A 20,344-nucleotide genomic window follows, 5' to 3' on the forward strand; every position below is an offset into this window, starting at 1 on the left:
CAGTTCCGAGCCGAGAATCGCTTCTTCGGTATCGGTGGTCGCCCGCAGCTTGCCGGAAGCAACGCCCTTGGCGAGCAGTTCACCCAGACCTGGCTCGACGATCGGAGACTGGCCGGAATTGATCAGCTTGACTTTCAGTGCGGACACATCGACGCCAATCACTTCATGCCCGTAATCGCTAAGGCAAGCGGCACAAACGGCACCCACGTAACCCATCCCGAAAATACTGATTTGCACGGTTTGCTCCCTAAATTCTGATCGCGGACTCCGTAGCAAGAGCGCGCGACAAATGATCGAAGTACAACGATTTCGTGAATTTGAATCTAGCGTGCCGCGCCTAGCGCGCACCTTCAGAACCGATGAATCGCTTTCTGCACGTTTCGCGCCATCGGCGCGTTTTACGTCCGCAACTCATTGGTAAAACAGCATAATTTTTCTTTGCACAAATTTTTGACGAGACCTGCTGACCGAAAGTTTTGCGACAAGCGTTCAACGTTGCAGCGCAACAAGTATACGGGGTCGACATCGCCTGTCACAGGAACAAAAGTGCACTAACGGGTGGCAAATTCGTGCCACGTCACAAAACGGTAGTGCCGACAAGTTTTCTACATTTGACCCCGATTCCTCATGGGTCGAACTCGCCTCATTTCTACAGCCGCGGCTCGTACCTGCCTACTGTATCGGCGATATGCGTCAGAACCTTGAATTAATCTGAAGATGGCATTTCAACGGCATCGGACAACGCACCGCCGTCAGTTTCGAGATCATCGGCAGCACCACTTTCACCCACGAACGAGGTGGCCAGCATCGCGGCCTCGATCCCGCGTTCACGAAGGTGGGCGATCAGCGCATCGCCATGGCCATGGGTGACCAGCACGCGCTTCGCGCCGGTGTCATCGATGGTGCGCAACAACGAATCCCAGTCAGCGTGGTCGCTCATCACGAAGCCGCGATCGTAGGTCAGGCGGCGCTTGCCGCCGCGCACGCGCATCCAGCCACTGGCGAAGCCGGTGGAGTAGGGATGCAGACGTTTCATCCACGGCGTGCCGCTGGCGCCCGGCGGTGCCAGCACCAGCTTGCCGGCGAACGACGTGCCCTTCGGCTGATTGCCGACGGCATCGGTCGGCAACATCTGAATGCCGGCTTGCCGATAGGTCTTGATCAGGCCGGGCATCGCCCCGTGCACGTAGACGGTTTCGTCGGGCGATGGTTTTGACGCGGCGTCCGACGGCGACGCCGCGAGGGCGGCCAACTCGGCGAGCACCCGCTGCGCCTTGCCGAGCGAGTAGCAGAACAGCACGGCCGCCTGACCGTCCTGCTTGCAGGCCTGCCACCAGGCAGAGATTTCGGCGGCGACCTCGGCAGTGTCGGTCCAGCGGTAGATCGGCAGCGCGAAGGTTGCTTCGGTGATCCAGGTATCGCAGCGGAACGGTTCGAAGGGGTCGCAGCTGGCATCGGCATCACGCTTGAAATCGCCGGACACGCCCCAGACGCGGCCATCGTCATGCTCGATGCGAACCTGTGCGGAGCCGAGCACGTGACCTGCCGAATGCAGCGAGATCGTCACCTCGTTGAAGCGCAGCTTCTGACCGTAATCGAGCGGCGTGATCGGCGACTGCTTGCCCAGCCGCTCACGCAGCAGGCCCAACCCGCGCGAGGCGCCCCAGTAATGCTGGCTGCCGGTCCGCGCATGGTCGCCGTGGGCGTGGGTGATCACGGCACGCGCCACGCCACGCCAGGGGTCGATATGGAAATCGCCTTGCGGGCAGTAGAGACCCTCTGGCCGCACGATGACGAGATCGTCTTCCTTCACAGCGATGCGGGGGTCTGCGCTTCGGTGATCGCCATCAGCCGCTTCAGCGCGCCGCGATTGCCGGCGACGGCGGCTTCACCATTGGCACCCATCACGCGGCGGCGTTCAGGGCTGGCGAGCAGCACCGCCAGTTCCTCAGCAAGACGGGCGGCATCCTCGATCTCGATCGCCGCATCGCGCTCCAGTAGCAGCGCGCGCGCCGCTTCGAAGTTGTGCATGTGCGGACCGAACAGCACCGGCAGGCCAAGTGCCGCAGGCTCCAGCACATTGTGTCCGCCGATCGCCACCAGGCTGCCGCCGACGAAAGCGACATCGGCCATCGCCAGATACAGGAACATTTCGCCCATGCTGTCGCCGAGAAAGACCTGCGCGCTTTCCAGTTCCGGCGAATGACTGGAACGATCGAGCGCGGCCAGCCGTGCGCGGCGTTCGGCGACGAAGCCGGCCTCTTCGATCAGCGACCACACGGCGTCGAAACGCTGCGGATGACGGGGCACCAGCACCAGCAAGGCATCCGGCTGCAATTCGACGAGCGCGGCATGGGCTGCGAGCGCTGCGGCTTCCTCGCCGTCATGCGTCGAAGCCGCAACCCAGACCGGGCGCTCACCGAAGCGCGCCCGCAGGGCCACACCTTCGGCGATCCGGACATCGGGCAACGCGAGATCGAACTTCAGGTTGCCGATCACGCGCAATCGTTCGCGTGGTGCACCCAGCGTGCGGAAGCGGGCGGCATCGGATTTCGACTGCGCGGCGACGCAATCGACATTGCGCAAAGTATTCCGTGCAAAGCCATGAACGCGGCCATAACCACGGAAGCTGCGTGGCGACAGGCGTGCGTTGGCGATGGTCAGCGGAATGCCGCGAACCCGGCAGGCACGAAACAGGTTCGGCCACAGCTCGGTCTCCATCACCACCAGCTTGGCCGGGCGCACCTGGCTCAGGAACCGGGCAACCGCATCCGGCAAGTCATAAGGCGCATAGGAGTGATGGACGCGGTCGCCGAACGCGGCCATCACTCGCGCCGAGCCGGTCGGCGTCGTCGATGTCACCCAGATGCGGCGCTCGCCGTGGCTGGCGATCAGCGCTTCGATCAGCGGCTGCGCCGCCAATGCCTCGCCGACGGAAACCGCGTGCACCCAGACGGCAATGTCCTCGGCCGGCCGAGGCACCCACCCGAAGCGCTCACCGAGACGACTGCGATATTCAGGTAGCTCGCGGCTTTTCCACAGCAGGCGCAGCAACACCAGCGGCGTCGCGAGATAGAGCAGGAAGGTGTAGAGCAGTCGCACGGGTAACAAGCATGGGGGGCGATCGACGGGCGCGCAACGCTAAACTCGCTCGATGACTGCCCACGAAGCCAATTCCGCCAAGCTGCCGCGCGCACTACTGCATCCCCGCTGGTGGCTGGCCTGGCTGCTGCTCGGCATCGGCCGGGCCTTGTGCTGGCTGCCGGTTTCCTGGCTGCTGGCGATCGGTTCGTCGCTCGGCTGGCTGGTCTGGCGGCTGCTGCCGAGCCGGCGCCGGGTGACCCGGATCAATCTGCGGCTGTGCTTCCCGGAGTTCGATGAAGCGCGGATCGTCGATCTGGTCGAAGCGCATTTCCGGGCGCTGGGCATGGGCCTGTTCGAGACCTTGCTGGCCTGGCTGGCACCGGATGCGAAGCTGAAGGGCCGGCTGGAACTGCGCGGTGTCGAGCATCTCGATGCCGCCGCGGCCGACGGCTCCGGCGTGCTGCTGCTGACCGGCCATTTCACCACGCTGGAAATCGCCGCCCGCTCGATCTGCCTCGCCGATCGGCCGTTCCACGCGATGTATCGGCCGGCCGACAACGCTTTCGTCGACTGGTGGATGCACCGCTGGCGCGAGCAGCGCTCGGGCCGGCCGGCGCTGCCAAAGGACGATCTGAAGAACCTGCTACGCGCGCTGCGCAACGGTGGCGCGGTCTGGTACGCGCCGGACCAGACCCTGGAAGTGCCGGGTGCGATCTTCGTGCCGTTCTTCGGCGTGCCGGCACTGACCCTGACCGCAACTTCACGCCTCGCCCAGCTCGGCCGCGCCAAGGTCGTGCCGTTCTTTCCGGCTCGCGGCGAGGATGGCCGCTACGTGGTGACCATGGGTCCGGCGCTGGACAATTTCCCCAGCGGCGACGACCAGGCCGACACCCGGCGCATCAATGCGCTGATCGAGGACGCGATCCGCATCTGCCCCGAGCAGTATTTCTGGACCCACCGGCGCTTCAAGTTCCAGCCGCCGGGCGCGCCGGATGTCTACGCCCGCGGATGAGACTCGACGTCGTCAATCCCTGGGGTCGCGATGCGCCGGTCGACTGGCGCGGTGGGCTGACGCCACCGGGTGCGCCGGGCCACGCGCCGATCAACTACTGGGCCTGGGCCGCCGCCACTGGCGGGCGCTTCCACCAGACACCGGACACCGTCGATGACGCGGCCGACGCCGTGGTCGTGCTGCTGCGCGGGCGTGGCCTGGCCAATCTGCGCGCGGTGCGCCAGTTGAAGGCGCGCGGCTTGACGGTGTTCGTCAGCTGGAAGGAAAGCGGCAGTGTCCAGATCGAGCATCAGCTGCGGTTTTCGTGGCGGCGCTGGCTGCATCGCCGGGTGCTGGCCGCCTGCGACGGCGCGTTCGCGGCCACTGAACCCGGCTACGCGCACTACCAGGCGTACGGCCTGCCGCCGGAGCGCGTGCGTTTCGTCGCCACGCCCTATCCGTTCGACGAACCGGGCTGGGATTTCTCGCAAGCCCTCGAAGCCCGCAGCGGCATCGTCGTCGGCACCCGGGAATTCGGGCAGCCATCACGGCGGCACACCGAGGCGCTGCGGCTGGCGGGTCGCATCGCTCGTGCCACCGGCACGCCGCTCACGGTGTTCAACCTGGACGGCGAGGCCGGCCGTGCCCGCGTGCTGGCAGCGACCGGCGTCGTGCCGACGCTGCGCTGGGTCGAGCAGCGACTGCCCTATCCCGCGTTCCTGCAGGAACTGGCGCGGCACCGGCTGGTGATCCAGCGCGATGCCGGCTGGGTGCCCGGTCAGATTGCCGGCGATGCGCTGCTCTGCGGCATCGTCAACATCGGCGGCAACGGCGCGGTACAGCGGCTGGCGTTTCCAGCACTGGCCGAGCCGGAAGCCGACGAGGCGCTGCTTGAAACGACGGCGATCCATCTGCTGTGCGATGACGCCGCCTATCGGCTTGAGATCGCGCAGGCTCGGCAGCGTGCAGAACGCGTCGGCTTGAGCTACGGCGGCTTCCGGGCCGAACTTGCCGAGCTGCTCGAAGCAATGACTACAGGGGCAATGACCGCAAAGCCTCGATCACCCGCTCGCGGCTGACCGTCAGCGGCCGCTCGCGGTCGATCGTCGCCGGCTGGTCCTCGTTGCACAGCCAGTGCTGATTGCGGCCGAAGGCGCCGGTCATCTGCGGCAACGTCGGCCCATACAAGGAGATGCCCGGCGTTGCGAGTGCGGCCGCCAGATGCATCAGCCCGGTATCGACGCCGACCACGACCTTGGCATGGGCGATCCAGCCGGCGACGGCGGTTAACCCCAGCTTCGGCAGCACCCGGCAACCCGGCGTGGCGCTGGCAATTCGCTCGGCATCGGCGCGTTCGGCCTCGCTGCCCCAGGGCAGCATCACGGCGAGGCCCCGCTGACTGAGCCAGCGCGCCAGCGCCTGCCAGTCGGCCAGCGGCCAGCGCTTGCTCGGCCAGGTGGTGCCGTGCAGGAACACCACGTAAGGCTGATCAACCATGGGCGGCAGGAAGCGGTCGCGATCGAGACCACTGTCCGGCGGCGCATCGAGTGCCGCCGGCACTGGATAGCCGAGTGCAGCGGCGAACAGACGGCGGGTACGGGTGATCGCATGTTCCTGACCGTGCGCCGGCACTGCATAGCGATGACGATAGAACAGCGAAGCCAGCGGTTCGCGAGCCGATGTCCAGTCAGGTCCGGCACTCGGGCCGTCGGCACGGCTGGCCAGCCAGGCACTCTTGACCAGCCCCTGTGCATCGAGCACCAGGTCGTATCGGGTCTGACACAATTCGTCACGAAAGCGGGCCCAGTCACCGTCGCGCAATGTCGCCAACGGAACCTTGCGCCAGCGCCGCAAGTCGGATGCGATGACCCGCTGGACGGCCGGATGCCAGCGTGGAATCTCGGCAAACGGCCGCTCGGCGAGCCAGTCCACCGCTAGATCCGGCACGGCGCGTACTGCGTCGGTAAGGGCCGGCAGCGTGTGAATCAGGTCACCCAGCGAGGTGGTCTTGACGATCAGCAGCTTCATTGGAACAGGGCAGGAATGGGATCGGGAGCGAGGCTTGCAGGGCGGTTTCAGTCATGGGTCAGCCCGAAACTTGCTGGTATATTCCGGGCCATCGGAAAGGCAGGGTCGCATGCCGAATGGTCTACCGGTAAATCAGCCGGAAGTGCCGGCCGCCGCAAAGACCCACCCTTGTCTTCATGGAATTGAACCAATTTAGAGGTAACGCGTGAATCGCTCAGTACGCCGTAGTGCTGCATTTCTTTTGATGATGGGCCTGACAGCATCGACGCTGCCAGCAATCGCAGCGACGCCAGTTGAAGAAGCCCAGTCCCTGATCAGCCAGGGTGATCTCGATGGCGCGCTGAAACGCATCGATCGTTACCTCGCCGCGAGCCCGCAGGACGCCGAAGGCCGCTTCACACGGGCGCTGATCCTGGTCAAGCAGAACAAGAGCACGGACGCGATCAAGGCGTTCACCGAGCTGACCCGCGATTATCCGCAGCTGCCCGAGCCGTACAACAACCTCGCCGTGCTGTACGCCCAGACCGGCAACTACGAGAAGGCCCGCGACGCACTCGAAGCCGCGCTCGCCACCAATCCGAGCTATGCCACCGCACACGAAAATCTCGGCGACATCTACGCCGCGCTGGCCGGTGCCGCCTACAACCGGGCACTGGCACTGGACGCCAACAACGCATCGACCCGCTACAAGCTGTCGCTGCTCAGCGGCCTGACCAATGGCGGTGCCGGCCGCGCCGCGCCTGCAGCCGCTCCAGCCCCGGTCGCCGCAGCAGTGGCATCGACTGCAGCAGCACCTGCGCCCGTCGCCGCTGCGCCGGTCGCCGTTGAACCAACGGCTCCGGCCTCCAGCGATGCCGTGCTGAGAGCGCTGGAAGTCTGGGCGAGAGCCTGGTCGGCCCGCGATGTCGACGCCTATCTCGCGGCCTATTCGTCCGACTTCAGGCCCGATGGCGGCCTCGCGATCGACGAGTGGCAGCTCCAGCGCCGTTCGCGCATCGGCAAGGCCAAGATGATCAATGTCGAGCTGGTGGCGCCCGAGGTGCAGGCGATCGACGCCCAGCACGTACGCGTGCTGTTCACGCAGGATTACTCGTCCGACACGATCTCCGACAAGGTTGGCAAGATCATCGAAATGACCGAGGTTGGCGGCGCCTGGAAGATCACCCGGGAAACCACCCGCTGAGTCCGCGGTTGGGGCGAGGTCTGGCGACAGCGCTGCTGGCGACGAGCCTGTTGCTGGTAGCCGCTGCAACCATTGCCGACAACGTTGTCGATGGGGCCGCCGATGAGCCGCTGGTCAGGGCGGAAATTCATCCGGAAGACCGCCTCTCCGCCGCGTTGGCGGCAATGCGCGACGGCCGTTACGCGGTCGCCACCCAGCGGCTCGCACAGCTGCTGAGCATCGAGCCCAACTTCCGTCTCGCCCAGCTGCTGTACGCCCAGGCACTGGCGCTGCGTTCCGGTGGCCGTGTCGACCCACCACCGGCCAACGAAGACGATCCACGTCTCGGCGCCTTGCTGGCCGAGTACCGAAATCGCAGCGACGCGCTGCGCGCGCTCCCGGCGCCTGGCCTGGTGCCGAGCCTGCTTATGAAATTGTCGGACCAGATCGGCAACGTGCTGGTCGTCGATCTCGGCAAGGGCCGCGCCTATCTGATCGACAACAACGGCTCCGGCCAGTACGTGGTGCGTAATCTGTACGCCGGCATCGGTCGCAACGGCTACGGCAAGCGCAACGCGGGCGATCTGCGCACGCCGGTCGGCATCTATCGCGTCACCGGCTGGATGGACGACGACCAGTTGCCGACGCTCTACGGTGCAGGCGCGCTGCCGCTGAGTTATCCGAATTCCTGGGACCGCTCGCTGGGCCGCACCGGCTCCGGCATCTGGCTGCACGGCGTGCCGACCGATACCTATGTCCGTGCGCCGCGTTCCAGCGAAGGCTGTGTGACCTTCTCGAACAACGATCTGCTCAGCCTGCGCTCGCAGCTCAGGGTCGACAGCACGCCGGTGATCCTCGCCGAGCAGCTCGACTGGGTTCCCGCCGCGCAGCTCGATGCCGAGCGCGAGCCTTTGCTGAAAGCAATCGAGGACTGGCGCAGCCAGGGCGAAATCACGCTCAGCGATCTCAGTCTGTTCGCCTATCCCGGCGAAAGCGGCCTGGTGCTGGCCCAGTTCGTCCAGAATCAGACCGGCGACAACCTGGCTTCCGGTGCCCGCACGGACCAGTACTGGCGGCGTCAGGACGACGGCGCCTGGAAGATCGTCCGCGAGATGAATCGCTGAGCCCTCGAATCGAAGGACCTGCACCCGGAGCACCGCGATGAACATGGACCCGATCGAGTACCGCATCCACGGCAGCGATCTGCAGTACGTCGAAGTGCGCCTGGCCCCCGGCCGCTGCGCGGTTTCCGAGCCGGGCGCGATGATGTATGTCGACGACGACGTGCAGGTCTCCACCGAGATCGGCGACGGCAGCGGTCGCGAAACCCACTTCCTCAGCCGCCTGTGGCGCGGCGTGCGCCGCAAGTTCAGCGGCGAATCGCTGTTCACTTCGATCTACCGCAACGACGCCGCTGCTGATCGCCGCGTCGCCTTCGCCGCGCCCGGCCCGGGGCAGATCGTGCCGATCGACCTCGCCGCATCCGGCGGCACCTTGATCGTCCAGCGCGGCGCCTTTCTGGCCGGTGCGCGCGGCGTCGAAGTGGGCCTGGCCTGGCAGAAGCGCATCAGAGTCGGCCTGTTCGGCGGCGAGGGATTCATCATGCAGAAGCTCACCGGCGATGGTGTGGCCTTCGTCCACGCCAGCGGCGCGCTGACCGAAATGCAACTGGCGCCTGGCCAGAGCCTGAGAGTCGATACCGGCTGCCTCGTGGCGCTGCAAAGCTCGGTGCGCTACGACATCAAGTACGCCGGCAAGATCAAGACCGCGCTATTCGGCGGCGAAGGCCTGTTCTTCGCCCAGCTGTCCGGTCCCGGCACCATCTGGCTGCAATCGATGCCGCTGAAACGCCTGAGCCGCACCTTGCTCGGCATGGCGATGACCGCGAATCCACGCGGCCGGATCGTCTGGTTCCTGATCGTCGTCGCCTTCGCGGTGATCAACATCCTGACCATGGACATGCCGGTCTGAGATGAGCCCGCACTTCGCCGCGCTGCTCTATGGCCGCGACCTGCCGCCGGCCGGGCTGAAGGTCAGCGCGCAGTTCGTCGGCAATCGCCTGCAGGTCGGCGGCGATCTGCGGCTGGAAGCGACAGCTGATGCGATCACCGTCGAAACCGGTGGCTTCGATCACGACACGCTCTACCTCGGTTGGACCGACGTCACGCGCGGCCGGCTGTCGCTGGCCCCCCTCGATATGGTGGCGCGCGCCACCCTGATCGCCAGCGCACCGGCCACGCTTGAAGCAGCGCTGCGCCGCCATGTTCGCAGCGGCCGGAACGATCGTGGCAAGTGGCTGCTGCTCGGCGGGCTGGCGGCAAGCCTGGCCGTGCTGGTGATCAGCGTGGTGCTTGGCTACGGGCTGATCGTCGACTGGGCGGTGCGCATGGTGCCGACCGAGGTCGAGGAAAAGCTCGGCAAGTCGACGATGGCCGAGCTGCGGCAGTCCGGAAAGCTGCTCGACAGCGGGCCCGCCGTCGATGCCGTCAGCAGCATCGGCAACCAGCTCACCGCCGGCTCGCGCTACCACTATCACTGGGCGGTGCTTGAAGACTCGAGCATCAACGCCTTCGCCGCGCCCGGCGGCTATGTCGTTGTTCATCGCGGCCTGATCCTCGCGGCAAAGACGCCCGAGGAACTGGCCGGCGTGCTCGCGCACGAAGTGCAGCACGTCGAGAATCGCCACACGCTGAAGGCGATGGTCAACGGCCTCGGCTGGGCGACGATGGCCACCGTGCTGCTCGGCGATGTCAGCGCCGTGGCCGGCATGCTCGCCTACCAGGTCGGCACCACGCACTACAGCCGCGATCTCGAAACCGAAGCCGATAGCCAGGGCCTGGCAGCGCTGGTTCGCGCCGACATCGCGCCCGAAGGCATGGCGACGTTTTTCCGGACCTTGGCCAAGGAAGCTCCGCAGATGCCGATCGCGCTGCTGTCCAGCCATCCGGCCACCGAGGAGCGGATTGCGGCGATCGAGGCCGGCATCAAAGCGCTGCCGAAGAAGGACTACCCGCCGCTGGCGATCGACTGGCCGGCGGTGAAAGCCAGCCTCGAACCGGACGACAAGGCGCCCTAGAAATCGCCTGCGGCTTGAACCGGCCGCGTTCAGCGCAACATACCGCTGCCTACCACTCCGGATCGCCCCGCCTTGTCCCGTCCCGGCCACCGCCGCACACCCCTAGATTCAGGACTGGCCGGCGACGCTGCCGAAGACGCCGTCGTCGAGCCGTCGCTAGCCAAGGCGCTGGTCGCGCTGAAACCTTATCTCGCCGAGTTTCCCGGCCGCCTCACGGTGGCGCTGAGCCTGCTGTTCATCGCCAAGATCGCCGGCGTCTGGCTGCCGCAGCTGATGAAGCAGCTGGTCGATGGCCTTGGTCCGCGTGAAGGCCTGGCGCTGGTGGTGCCCGCCGCCCTGCTGCTCGCCTACGGTGCTTTCCGCTTCCTGAATGTGCTGCTCGGCGAACTGCGCGATCTGGTCTTCGGCCGGGTCGCCGAGCGCGCTCAACGCCGGGCCGCGCTGAAAGTATTCGAGCATCTGCATCGGCTCGATCTGGAATTCCATCTGTCTCGGCGCACCGGCGCGCTCAGTCGAGATATCGAGCGCGGCGTCGACGGCATCAGCTTCCTGCTGCGCTTTCTGACCTTCAACATCGTGCCGACGCTGTTCGAGATCGCACTGGTCGCCGGCATTCTGTGGAAGCAGTACGACGGCCGGTTCGCGGCGATCGCCGGCGTTTCGGTGGTGCTCTATGTCGCGTTTTCCGTCTGGGTGACCGAGTGGCGCACCAAATTCGTGCGCGCGGCGAACACCATGGACTCGAAAGCCAACACTCGCGCGATCGATTCCCTGCTCAACTACGAAACGGTCAAGTACTTCGGCAACGAACGCTGGGAAGCCGAGCGCTACGACGACAGCATGGCCGCCTGGGAACGCGCGACCTCGCAGAACCGGATGTCCCTGTCGGCGTTGAACACCGGCCAGGCGCTGATCGTCGCCGGGTCGATCACGGCGATGATGTGGCTGGCAGCGGCCGAAGTGGTCGGCGGTGCGATGACCGTCGGTGGCTTCGTCGCCGTCAATGCCTACATGATCCAGCTGTTCGTGCCGCTGAACTTCCTCGGCTTCGTCTACCGCGAAATCCGCCGCGCGCTGACCGACATGCAGAAGATGTTCGGCCTGATCGAACAGCCGGCAAAGATCGTCGATGCGCCCGATGCCATGCCGCTGCTGCGCACCAGCGGTGGCAGCCCGGCGATCCGCTTCGATGACGTGCGCTTCGGTTACAGCGCGGCCCGCAACATCCTGAGCGGCGTCAGCTTCGTGATCGCGCCTGGCAAGAAACTCGCGGTGGTCGGCGCCAGCGGCGCCGGCAAATCGACCTTGGCCCGGCTGCTGTTCCGCTTCTACGATCCGGATCACGGCTCGATCAGCATCGACGGCGTCGACCTGCGCGCAATGCCGCAGGACAGCCTGCGCCGGCTGATCGGCGTGGTGCCGCAAGACACCGTGCTGTTCAACGACACCATCGAATACAACATCGCCTACGGCCGGCCGGGCGCGACCCGCGCCGAAGTCGAGCGCGCCGCCAAGCTGGCCCATCTCGACGGCTTCATCGCCCGCCTGCCGCAGGGCTACGAGACGCACGTGGGCGAGCGCGGTCTCAAAGTCTCCGGTGGCGAGAAGCAGCGCATCGCGATCGCCCGTGCCTTGCTCAAGGACCCGCCGATCCTGATCCTGGATGAAGCAACTTCGTCGCTGGATTCGCGTGCCGAGGCAGCGATTCTCGACGCCCTGCAGGCAGCCACCGAGCGGCGCACGACCCTGGTCATCGCCCATCGGCTGTCGACGATCACCGATGCCGACACCATCGTCGTGCTCGATCAGGGCGTGGTCGTCGAGCACGGCTCGCACGCCAGCCTGCTGGCCGCGAACGGCGCTTATGCCCGGCTGTGGAACCTGCAACTTGGCGAGCAGGTTGGCAGCCCTGCGGGGTGACTGCATCGCCCGCTTCGTCAGTTGCGGAAGACGCTGGTCATCACTGTTGCGCCCTGCGATGATCCGACGGAAATCAATTCATCTGCTTGCAATATTTCGCGCAAGTGCTTTGATCCGTGGACAAAATCGTTTAGCAGGTCGGGCGTCGCGCGCGATGCCCCATAAAGTGGCAACCATGATCCCTGACCCTTCCAGCAAGCACGTCTGTGCCCGGCGCGCGCGCCTTGCGCCGCCGAGCTGCGCCGTGACCGAAGGGCAGCGCGAGTGGTGAACGGCAACCCGAAAGTGGTGAGCCTGCTGCGCGGCAAGAGCAAAGCTGCCGAGGGCACGGTTCAGCTGGTGGAGACGCTGCGCCTGCAGGTGGTCGAAGCCCTGCGCGAGCGGCTCAATATCATGTTCGACGGCGCCGACGATCTGCTCTTCGAGTTCGCCGAACGCGCCACCAACAACCAGGATCGTCGTCTGTTCTTCGACACCATGCGGGCCGTGCGTCTCGACCGCAAGAACATGACCACGCGGTTCTGCGACCACTACAGCAAGGGCTTCGATGCAGCGTTTCCAGTCGCCGGCAGCCGGGAAGCTGACGGCGAGCTGAGCCTGCAGAAGAACGAAGCCGTCGAGCTCGACATCGCCGTCTCGAACATGGCGGCCAAGGCCGAGGGTCTCTACAAGACCACGCTCTGGGATATTGGCGGGCGGGTCAAGACGCTGGTCGAGAACCATCACGCGCCGATGTCGATCGACGCGCTGGCACCGCTGACCATCTGCCGCGCGTTCCGCTCGGCAGCCGAAACCCTGAACGTCGGCTCGGACGTCGAACTGGTGGTGTTCAAGCTGTTCGATCGCCTGGTGATCAGCGAACTCGCCGATCTCTACTTCAAGGCGCTGAATTTCCTGAAGCAGCACGGCGTGCAGTCCGCTCACTCAGGCTACGGGCCAGGCCATGTGCCGAACGCGCGCCCGGGCGGCACACTGAGCGGAGACATGCCGAACGGCGAAGCCGCCGCCACGCATGCGCCGCGCGGCTTCTCCGATCAATTTGGCCAGACCGCAGCCCAGCCGGAGTTTCGCGCGCCGGCCGGCCTTGCCGCATCGATGATGACCTCGCCGGCCCTCGACCCGCAGTCACTGGCCAGCCTGCAACGCCTCTCCGCGACGCCGCCCGATGCCGCCGCGTACTCGAACGCCAGCCTCGCCGCCGATCTCGCCGCCGCTTCGCAAGGCATGACGATCCTCGGCTGGACGCCGCGCCAGACCGCCGCCTATGTGCAGCGCGCCAGTCTGGTCGGCCACATGTTCAACGACATCCTCGCCGACCCGCACCTGCCGAACTCGCTGCGCGTGCAGTTCGACGGCTTGCGCCTGTCGACGATGAAAGTGGCGCTGAAGGACATCGCCTTCATCAGCGATCCGGATCATCCGGTCAGAGGCCTGATCAACGAACTGGCGACCATGGCCTCGACGGCCAGAACCGGCGGCTCGGAGCATCGGGCCCGCATCGCCGAGCTGGTGTCGCAGATCCAGCAGCAGTTCGATATCGCCGCCGAATCGCTGCGCAAGCCGCCGCCGGAGATCGAGCTGATCGCCACCGATCAGGCCGAACGCTTCATCGAAGAGCAGATGGCCCAGACGGCCACGCGCCGTCAGGCGATCGTCGCCAAGGTGCGCCGGATCATCGCCGGTGAACTGCACTTGCGAACCTCCGGCACCACGATCAGCGACGAAGTGCGGCCGCTGCTGAACTCGCTGTGGGCGCCGATGATGGCGATGCACCTGCTGCATCACGGGCCCGAAAGCGCCGAATGGAAACAGGGCTTCGCCGAGCTCGATCAGATCGTCGCGATGCTCGATCCGGCCCGCGACGATCAGCGCAGCGAGGCGCTGCGGCGCGAGCTGCGTGCCGAACTGGCCACCGCGTTCAAGGCCGTCGGCCTCGCTGAAGGCCGCATCAACGATGCGCTGAACGGCTTCGAGGCCGCGCTCGGCAAGTTGATTCATCCGGGCCAGCCGAACCAGCCGCCTGCCGAGCCGTCACCGGATGCTGTGCCGCCGCCAGTACTGCATGCCGCCACCGCTGCCGACGCGACCGAAAACGTCACCGAGCTGCTCGAACAACTGGTGCAGCCCGGCGCCTGGTTCCTGGTCCACGATCACGATCGCAACGAAGGACGCTGGATGAAAGCGGTGGCCTATTACGCCGGCCTCGACTGCGCCGCCTTCGCCGAATTCGATGGCAGCAATACCCTGCTGCTAAAGTCGCGGATGCTGCTCGACGATCTGCTCGTCCGGCGCACCGTGCCGATCGATCTCGACCCGGCCGCCCGCGCCGCGCTCGACCGCTACCTGGCCCGCGCAGCCTGATCGTTGTCGGCCGTCCGAGCCGGCATTCGTAGTGCACTCCCGGCAATAAAGCCGCCGCAGCATCTTCCCGGCACCGGGCTTTTGCACTAAGTTGAGGCGAGGCGACCGCTCAAGGTCTGAGAGGGCCGGATCGAAGCTTGATCCGGTCTTCAATCAGACCAGCAGGTCAACCGCTCAGAAGAAAATCGACCCCACACTCATGCTCAGTCTCGGCTCGCTCGACGTGAAGCAGCGCATTGCCGCCAAGCTGGTCACAGCGGACATCGAAGCCTTGGTGGCCAGCATTCCGAAGCCGGTCGGCAGCTTCGGCTATGACCCTTGGGGCTACAACGAAGACACCTTCAAGCTTGCCCTCGGCGCCGCGAAGCTGCTCTACGACCACTACTTCCGGGTCACCGCGCACGGCCTGAAAAACATCCCCAGCGAAGGCCGGGTGCTGATCGTCGGCAATCACAGCGGCCAGTTGCCGATGGATGGCCTGCTGGTCGGCGTCGCCGCCGCGACCAACCCGCACGGCCCGCGTCTGGCGCGGGCGATGATCGAGCGCTTCTTCCCCACCGTGCCCTGGCTCGGCAATTTCCTGAACGCGCTCGGCGGCGTCATCGGCGATCCGGTGAACTGCTCGAAGATGCTCGACATGGATGAGGCGATCATCGTCTACCCGGAAGGCATTCGCGGCTCCGGCAAGCTGTATCGCAAGCGTTACCAGCTGCAACGCTTCGGCAATGGCTTCATGCATCTGGCGATGAACCACCACGCGCCGATCGTGCCGGTGGGCATCGTCGGCTGCGAGGAAACCATGCCCGCCGTCATCAATCTGGCACCAATCGCGAAGCTGCTCGGCCTGCCCTATCTGCCGATCGTGCCCAGCCTGCTGCCGCTGCCGGCGCGGGTGTATCTGAATTTCGGCAAGCCGATGCACTTCTCGCCGGCGGCCAGCGAGGCCGAAGTGACCGAACAGGTGGAAACGGTGAAAACCGAACTGCGCCGGCTGATGCAGCTCGGCCTCGACGAACGCACGAGTCTCTACTGATGGCGACCAGAACCGGCAGCCGCGCTGCCCCGAAAAAAACCGTGCTGGTGACCGGCGCTGCCGGCTCGCTGGCCAAGCGGGTGATCGCCCGCCTGCACGGCCAGTACAACGTCATCGCCGTCGATTTCCGCCGCAAGGTCGAAACCGATGCCGGCATCCCGAGCTATCTGGTCGAGCTGCACAAGCGCGGCTTCGAGGACATCTTCGCCAGCCACAAGGTCGATGCGGTGATCCACATCGGCCGCATCTTCGCGCACGAGAAAACCCGGCAGCAGCGCTACAACGCCAACGTGCTCGGCTGCAAACGGCTGCTCGACCTGTGCCGCAAGTACAAGGTCGGCCAGGTGATCATCCATTCGACCTACTACGTCTACGGCGCCAGCGCCTACAACCCGGCGCTGATCGACGAGGATGCGCCGCTGAAGGCCAGCGAGGTGACCCAGGATCTGGTCGATTCGGTGGAGCTGGAAAGCCTCGCCAATATCTATCTGTGGAAGCATCCGGAGCTGAACATCACCATTCTGCGGCCCTGCAACGTGCTCGGCCCGGGTGTGCGCAACACCATGTCGATCCTGCTGTCGCGCAGTCTGGTGCCGGTGCTGCTCGGCTTCTCGCCGCTGATGCAGTTCCTGCACGTCGACGACATGACCGACGCGATGATCGCCGCCTTCGAGCAGAACAAGCCGGGCATCTACAACGTCGCCCCGGACGACTACGTGCCGTATCAGGAAGCAGTGACCCAGTGCGGCTGCCGCAAGCTGCCGGTGCTGTCGATCCCGCCGTCGTTGCCGAAACTGGTGGCCTCGGTGCTGAACTGGAACGCCTTCTTCCCGCCGTATCTGGTCAACTACTTCAAGTATCCGGTGATCCTCGACGGCCGCCTGTTCCGCGAAACCTTTTCCTGGCGTCCGCGGCGCAATCTCAACGACATCTTCACCTACTACCGCAAGCAGAAACTCAGCGCGAGCTAGTCTCTACAGCCAGCCGAACCGCCGACGCCGACAGCGGTCTGAGCGCTACCTTTCCAACCCGCCCACTTCTGACAGGAAACCCCATGAGCAAGGAAAAGACCAAACCGAAGGCCCCCAAGCTGGCGCCAGCCACCAGCGAAGCGACGATCGACATCGGCATCAGCAAGGCCGACCGTGCCGCGATCGCCCACGGCCTGTCGCGCCTGCTGGCCGACGAGTACACGCTGTATCTGAAGACCCACAACTTCCACTGGAACGTCACCGGGCCGATGTTCAACACGCTGCACCTGATGTTCATGGGCCAGTACACCGAATCATCGCTGGCCGTGGATCTGGTCGCCGAGCGCATTCGCGCGCTGGGCTTCCCGGCGCCGGGCACCTACGGCCAGTACGCCAAGCTGTCGAGCATCGACGAAGACGAAGGCGTGCCGGCGGCGATGGACATGGTCAAAAAGCTGGTCAAGGGCCACGAGGCCTGCGCGAAAACGGCACGTTCGGTGTTCCCGCTCGCCGAAAAGGCCAGCGACGAGCCGACCGCGGACCTGCTGACCCAGCGCCTGCAGCTGCACGAAAAGACCGCGTGGATGCTGCGCTCGCTGCTCGAATGATCGAGCCGCATAAGCCGTAAAATGAAAGGGCCGACAACAGTCGGCCTTTTTCTTGCGCACCGTTTCTCATGGCCACCGCTCCGCTCCTGTCCGTCCGCCGCCTGCGCGTGCTTTATGCCAGGCGCGGCCTGCTGCCCGGGTTCATGTCTGGAGGTCGCCCGGCCGACATCCGGGCCATCGACGACCTGCACTTCGACCTTCAGCCTGGCGAGACGCTCGGCATCGTCGGCGAATCCGGCTGCGGCAAATCGACCCTGGCCCGTACCCTGGTTGGCCTGCAGGAAGCCACCTCGGGCTCGATCCGCTACAACGGCACCGAACTGATCGGCCTGAGCCGCAAGGACTGGCGACCGCTGCGCCGCGACGTGCAGCTGGTCTTCCAGGACCCGCTCGCTTCCTTGAGCCCGAAGATGAAGATCGTCGACATCGTCGCCGAGCCGCTCAAGGCACTGCGACCGGAGTTCGACGCCGCCGACCGGCGCAGCCGGGCGCTGGCGCTGCTCGATCGGGTCGGCCTCGGCCCGGAACTGGCGGATCGCAAGCCGCGCGAGCTGTCCGGTGGCCAGGGCCAGCGAGTCGGTATCGCCCGGGCGTTGATCGTCGAGCCCAAGCTCTTGATCTGCGACGAGCCGGTCTCGGCACTCGATGTCTCGATCCAGGCACAGATCATCAACCTGCTCACCGAGCTGGCCCGCGAACGCAATCTGGCGATGATCTTCATCGCCCACGATCTCGCCGTGGTCCGCCAGCTATCGGACCGCGTGCTGGTGATGTACCTCGGCAAGGTCATGGAACAGGGCCGCGCCGACAACGTCTACGCCCGGCCCCGCCACCCGTACACGCGGGCGCTGCTCGAAGCCGCCCCGGTGATCGAAGCCGATGGCAGCAAACCGAAGAAGCGCCGGCTACTCGGCGGTGACACCCCGAACCCGGCCCAGCCGCCGATGGGCTGCGTGTTCCACCCGCGCTGCCCGCTCGCCGAACACGCCTGCGTGCAGAGCGTGCCGCTGCTGCGGCGGGTAGATGGCGAGCAGTACGCGGCTTGTCACTTCGTGGCGGCTGGTGGCTAAGTTCTGCAGGTAGGGTTTTAAGCCGACGGTGCTGGCCTCGTTGGCTACCCGCTGCAACGGCAAACGCGGCCTCACGCAAAGAACGCAAAGACGCAGAGAGAAGCCGAAGACAAATAGGTAGCCCGGATGCAATCCGGGATTCGCCGCCTACGCCCCGGGTTGCACCCGGGCTACTTACTGCCAACATCGTCATTCCCGCGCAGGCGGGAATCCAGTTCTGACGCGGCGCGCTACGGCCAAAACTGGATTCCCGCCTGCGCGGGCAGGACGGACTTTTAGCAGCCGGGTTGCACCCGGGCTAGTCGCTCATTAACCAAGCCATTCAGCCAAGGCATCGTCAGACGCGAAGCCCAAGATTCTGAGCGAATCAGGGGCTAAGCCAAAGGCCAACGAGAACACGCCAGCTTCGGGTGCGTACAACAACCAGCTATTTTCGCTGCGAGCCACTGCGAACACTTCCATTCGTTTTAGCTTTTCTGCCACGCCATACGAAAAGGTTTCTTCGACTATTGAGACTCGCACTGGCTCAACAACCGCATCAATGAGCTTTTGCGATTGTTCAGTCATGTATAGCTCGCGGTTGTCAGCCCACGAGCACGGAGTAAGTGATCCTCGAGCAAAGGACTCTCGAATGGCGGCCAGAGCTTGCTCTTTGTTCATGACACACGATCATCAACTGCACTTAGGCTTCTTACCGCTAGCCTGCGCCGACTGATACACCGGCAAATCCTGCGGCAAGCGCGCCGCGATCTGGCGAATGCGGGTGTCGTCGGACGGATGGCTGGAGGCGAATTCCGGTGGCTTCTGGCCGCCGGCCTGGGCCATGTTCTGCCAGAGCTGCACGGCCTGGCGCGGGTCGAAACCAGCCTTGGCCATGTAGTCGAGGCCGAGCAGATCGGCCTCGCTTTCATGGGCACGCGAGAACGGCAGCAGCACGCCGTACTGGGCACCGGCGCCGAGTGCCGACATCAAGGCACCACCACCGGCACCACCGCCAACGATCAGCTGCGCCACGTTCAGGCCGATGCCGGTGACCTGCTGCTGCGAGACGCGCTCGTTCGAGTGGCCGGCGATCACGTGGGCGACTTCGTGGCCGATGACGGCGGCCAGCTGGTCCTGTCCCTTGGCCACCTGCAGCAGCCCGGTGTAGACACCGATCTTGCCGCCGGGCAGCGCGAAGGCGTTGACGTCCTTGGACTCGAACACCTTCACTTCCCAGACGCCGCCGACCTCGCGGGTGATCGCATTGGCCACGCAGTTGACGTAGGTGGTGGCCTGGCCATTGGCGGTCACCGGCGTTTCCTTGGCGGTCTGCGCGAACGCGGTGACGCCCATCTCGTCGAGGTCGGAATCCGAATACAGCTTCAGCTGGTTGCGGCCGAGCGGCGAGGTCGCACAGGCAACGACGGCAGTGGCGGTCAACAAGCTCAGCAACAACTTCTGGTGGCTTGGGGGGCGATTCATGATCTTTCGGAGTTCTCGGTTCGGGCCACGCTATATTCGGTGCAACCTGTCGCAGTCAGTTTACGAGGTTGCAGATGGCTTTGAGACCGATGCTGCTGCAGATGATTCCGGCTTTCATGGCGCTGCTGATGCTGGCCGGCCGCGCTGCGGCAGCAGACGAGGCCAAGCTGAAGATCGGCCCCGACCCGGCGCTGTCGCCGGCCGCCGTCGTGCAGCTGCAACTGGCGGCGCTGGCCAATGTCGACAAGCCGGTGCGCGATGCCGGCTTCGCGATCGTGTTCGCCTTCGCCTCGCCCGGCAACCGCAGCCAGACCGGCCCGCTGGCGCACTTCGCGGCGCTGATCCGGGAAACCTATCCGGCCATGCTCAACCATCGCGGCTCGACCTTGGCGCCGCTGATCCGCGAAGGCAGGCAGGCGATCCAGGGTGTCGAGCTGATCGACCGTACCGGCGTCAGCCATCGCTACGTGTTCACGCTCAGCAAGCAGCCCGACGGCCCGTACAAGGACTGCTGGCTGACCGACGGCGTTGTCCAGGCTCCCGAGGAAGGCGAGCCGGAAATCGCGATCTGAATGC

The 20,344-nt window shown here is 65.4% G+C and carries 18 protein-coding genes and 1 pseudogene; 13 read left to right on the top strand and 6 right to left on the bottom strand.

Translation table 11 applies throughout. The annotated features are described in order from the left end of the window. From Q0D45_RS01890 to waaA, 3 genes and pseudogenes are all read right to left on the bottom strand, one after another. Positions 1–237: pseudogene (locus Q0D45_RS01890) on the bottom strand (GDP-mannose dehydrogenase); the annotation flags it as partial. Positions 238–706: 469 nt separating this feature from the next. Then, on the bottom strand, positions 707–1,819 hold the full coding sequence (locus Q0D45_RS01895; protein WP_366946312.1) for a ligase-associated DNA damage response exonuclease: 1,113 nt from the start codon (positions 1,817–1,819) through the stop codon (positions 707–709). Beyond that, complete coding sequence (gene waaA, locus Q0D45_RS01900) at positions 1,810–3,102, bottom strand: lipid IV(A) 3-deoxy-D-manno-octulosonic acid transferase (RefSeq protein WP_293387734.1); 1,293 nt, start codon at positions 3,100–3,102, stop codon at positions 1,810–1,812. The genes Q0D45_RS01895 and waaA overlap by 10 nt, the downstream gene beginning before the upstream one ends. Before the next feature lie 52 nt (positions 3,103–3,154). Here waaA and lpxL point away from each other — a divergent pair, with 52 nt between their 5' ends. Continuing rightward, the gene (gene lpxL / locus Q0D45_RS01905; RefSeq protein WP_293387735.1) at positions 3,155–4,096 is read left to right on the top strand and encodes an LpxL/LpxP family Kdo(2)-lipid IV(A) lauroyl/palmitoleoyl acyltransferase; all 942 of its coding nucleotides are present in this window, start codon (positions 3,155–3,157) and stop codon (positions 4,094–4,096) included. Next, positions 4,093–5,154 carry a hypothetical protein gene (locus Q0D45_RS01910; protein WP_293387737.1) on the top strand — a complete coding sequence of 354 codons (1,062 nt, stop codon included), beginning with the start codon at positions 4,093–4,095 and terminating at the stop codon, positions 5,152–5,154. Before lpxL ends, Q0D45_RS01910 begins: the two co-directional genes overlap by 4 nt. Here the strand turns inward: Q0D45_RS01910 and waaC are convergent. Next, entirely contained in the window at positions 5,108–6,103 is a 996-nt protein-coding gene (gene waaC, locus Q0D45_RS01915; protein WP_293387739.1) for a lipopolysaccharide heptosyltransferase I, read from the bottom strand. The two genes, Q0D45_RS01910 and waaC, sit on opposite strands and share 47 nt — an antisense overlap. Before the next feature lie 244 nt (positions 6,104–6,347). Between waaC and Q0D45_RS01920 the strand changes: the two genes are divergently transcribed. The 10 genes from Q0D45_RS01920 to Q0D45_RS01965 all read left to right on the top strand — a co-directional run bounded on the left by Q0D45_RS01920 (position 6,348) and on the right by Q0D45_RS01965 (position 18,304). Next, positions 6,348–7,286 carry a tetratricopeptide repeat protein gene (locus tag Q0D45_RS01920; RefSeq protein WP_293387741.1) on the top strand — a complete coding sequence of 313 codons (939 nt, stop codon included), beginning with the start codon at positions 6,348–6,350 and terminating at the stop codon, positions 7,284–7,286. 8 nt (positions 7,287–7,294) lie between these two features. Next, on the top strand, positions 7,295–8,389 hold the full coding sequence (locus tag Q0D45_RS01925) for a L,D-transpeptidase family protein (protein WP_293387743.1): 1,095 nt from the start codon (positions 7,295–7,297) through the stop codon (positions 8,387–8,389). A 37-nt stretch (positions 8,390–8,426) separates the two neighbouring features. After that, positions 8,427–9,236 (top strand): TIGR00266 family protein, encoded by an 810-nt coding sequence (locus tag Q0D45_RS01930; RefSeq protein WP_293387745.1) that lies wholly within the window; start codon positions 8,427–8,429, stop codon positions 9,234–9,236. 1 nt (position 9,237) lies between these two features. Continuing rightward, complete coding sequence (locus Q0D45_RS01935; protein ID WP_293387747.1) at positions 9,238–10,341, top strand: M48 family metallopeptidase; 1,104 nt, start codon at positions 9,238–9,240, stop codon at positions 10,339–10,341. Between the two features lie 114 nt (positions 10,342–10,455). Beyond that, complete coding sequence (locus tag Q0D45_RS01940) at positions 10,456–12,261, top strand: ABC transporter ATP-binding protein/permease (RefSeq protein WP_366946313.1); 1,806 nt, start codon at positions 10,456–10,458, stop codon at positions 12,259–12,261. Between the two features lie 267 nt (positions 12,262–12,528). Beyond that, entirely contained in the window at positions 12,529–14,622 is a 2,094-nt protein-coding gene (locus Q0D45_RS01945) for a DUF1631 family protein (RefSeq protein WP_293387751.1), read from the top strand. Between the two features lie 199 nt (positions 14,623–14,821). Continuing rightward, the gene (locus tag Q0D45_RS01950; protein ID WP_293387753.1) at positions 14,822–15,655 is read left to right on the top strand and encodes a lysophospholipid acyltransferase family protein; all 834 of its coding nucleotides are present in this window, start codon (positions 14,822–14,824) and stop codon (positions 15,653–15,655) included. Continuing rightward, positions 15,655–16,626 carry an SDR family oxidoreductase gene (locus Q0D45_RS01955; protein ID WP_293387754.1) on the top strand — a complete coding sequence of 324 codons (972 nt, stop codon included), beginning with the start codon at positions 15,655–15,657 and terminating at the stop codon, positions 16,624–16,626. The genes Q0D45_RS01950 and Q0D45_RS01955 overlap by 1 nt, the downstream gene beginning before the upstream one ends. A gap of 83 nt (positions 16,627–16,709) precedes the next feature. Next, the gene (locus tag Q0D45_RS01960; protein WP_293387756.1) at positions 16,710–17,234 is read left to right on the top strand and encodes a Dps family protein; all 525 of its coding nucleotides are present in this window, start codon (positions 16,710–16,712) and stop codon (positions 17,232–17,234) included. 68 nt (positions 17,235–17,302) lie between these two features. Beyond that, positions 17,303–18,304 (top strand): oligopeptide/dipeptide ABC transporter ATP-binding protein, encoded by a 1,002-nt coding sequence (locus tag Q0D45_RS01965; protein ID WP_293387758.1) that lies wholly within the window; start codon positions 17,303–17,305, stop codon positions 18,302–18,304. 309 nt (positions 18,305–18,613) lie between these two features. Here the strand turns inward: Q0D45_RS01965 and Q0D45_RS01970 are convergent, their stop codons facing one another. After that, positions 18,614–18,871, bottom strand: a complete 258-nt coding sequence (locus Q0D45_RS01970; RefSeq protein WP_293387760.1) for a hypothetical protein — start codon at positions 18,869–18,871, stop codon at positions 18,614–18,616. 105 nt (positions 18,872–18,976) lie between these two features. After that, positions 18,977–19,768: a M48 family metallopeptidase gene (locus tag Q0D45_RS01975; RefSeq protein WP_293387762.1), complete on the bottom strand. Its 792-nt coding sequence runs from the start codon at positions 19,766–19,768 to the stop codon at positions 18,977–18,979. 74 nt (positions 19,769–19,842) lie between these two features. Here Q0D45_RS01975 and Q0D45_RS01980 point away from each other — a divergent pair, with 74 nt between their 5' ends. Further along, positions 19,843–20,340: a DUF4864 domain-containing protein gene (locus tag Q0D45_RS01980; RefSeq protein ID WP_293387764.1), complete on the top strand. Its 498-nt coding sequence runs from the start codon at positions 19,843–19,845 to the stop codon at positions 20,338–20,340. Positions 20,341–20,344 lie beyond the last annotated feature (4 nt).

It is taken from the genome of Nevskia sp., from assembly GCF_023266035.1.
GTDB lineage: Bacteria > Pseudomonadota > Gammaproteobacteria > Nevskiales > Nevskiaceae > Nevskia.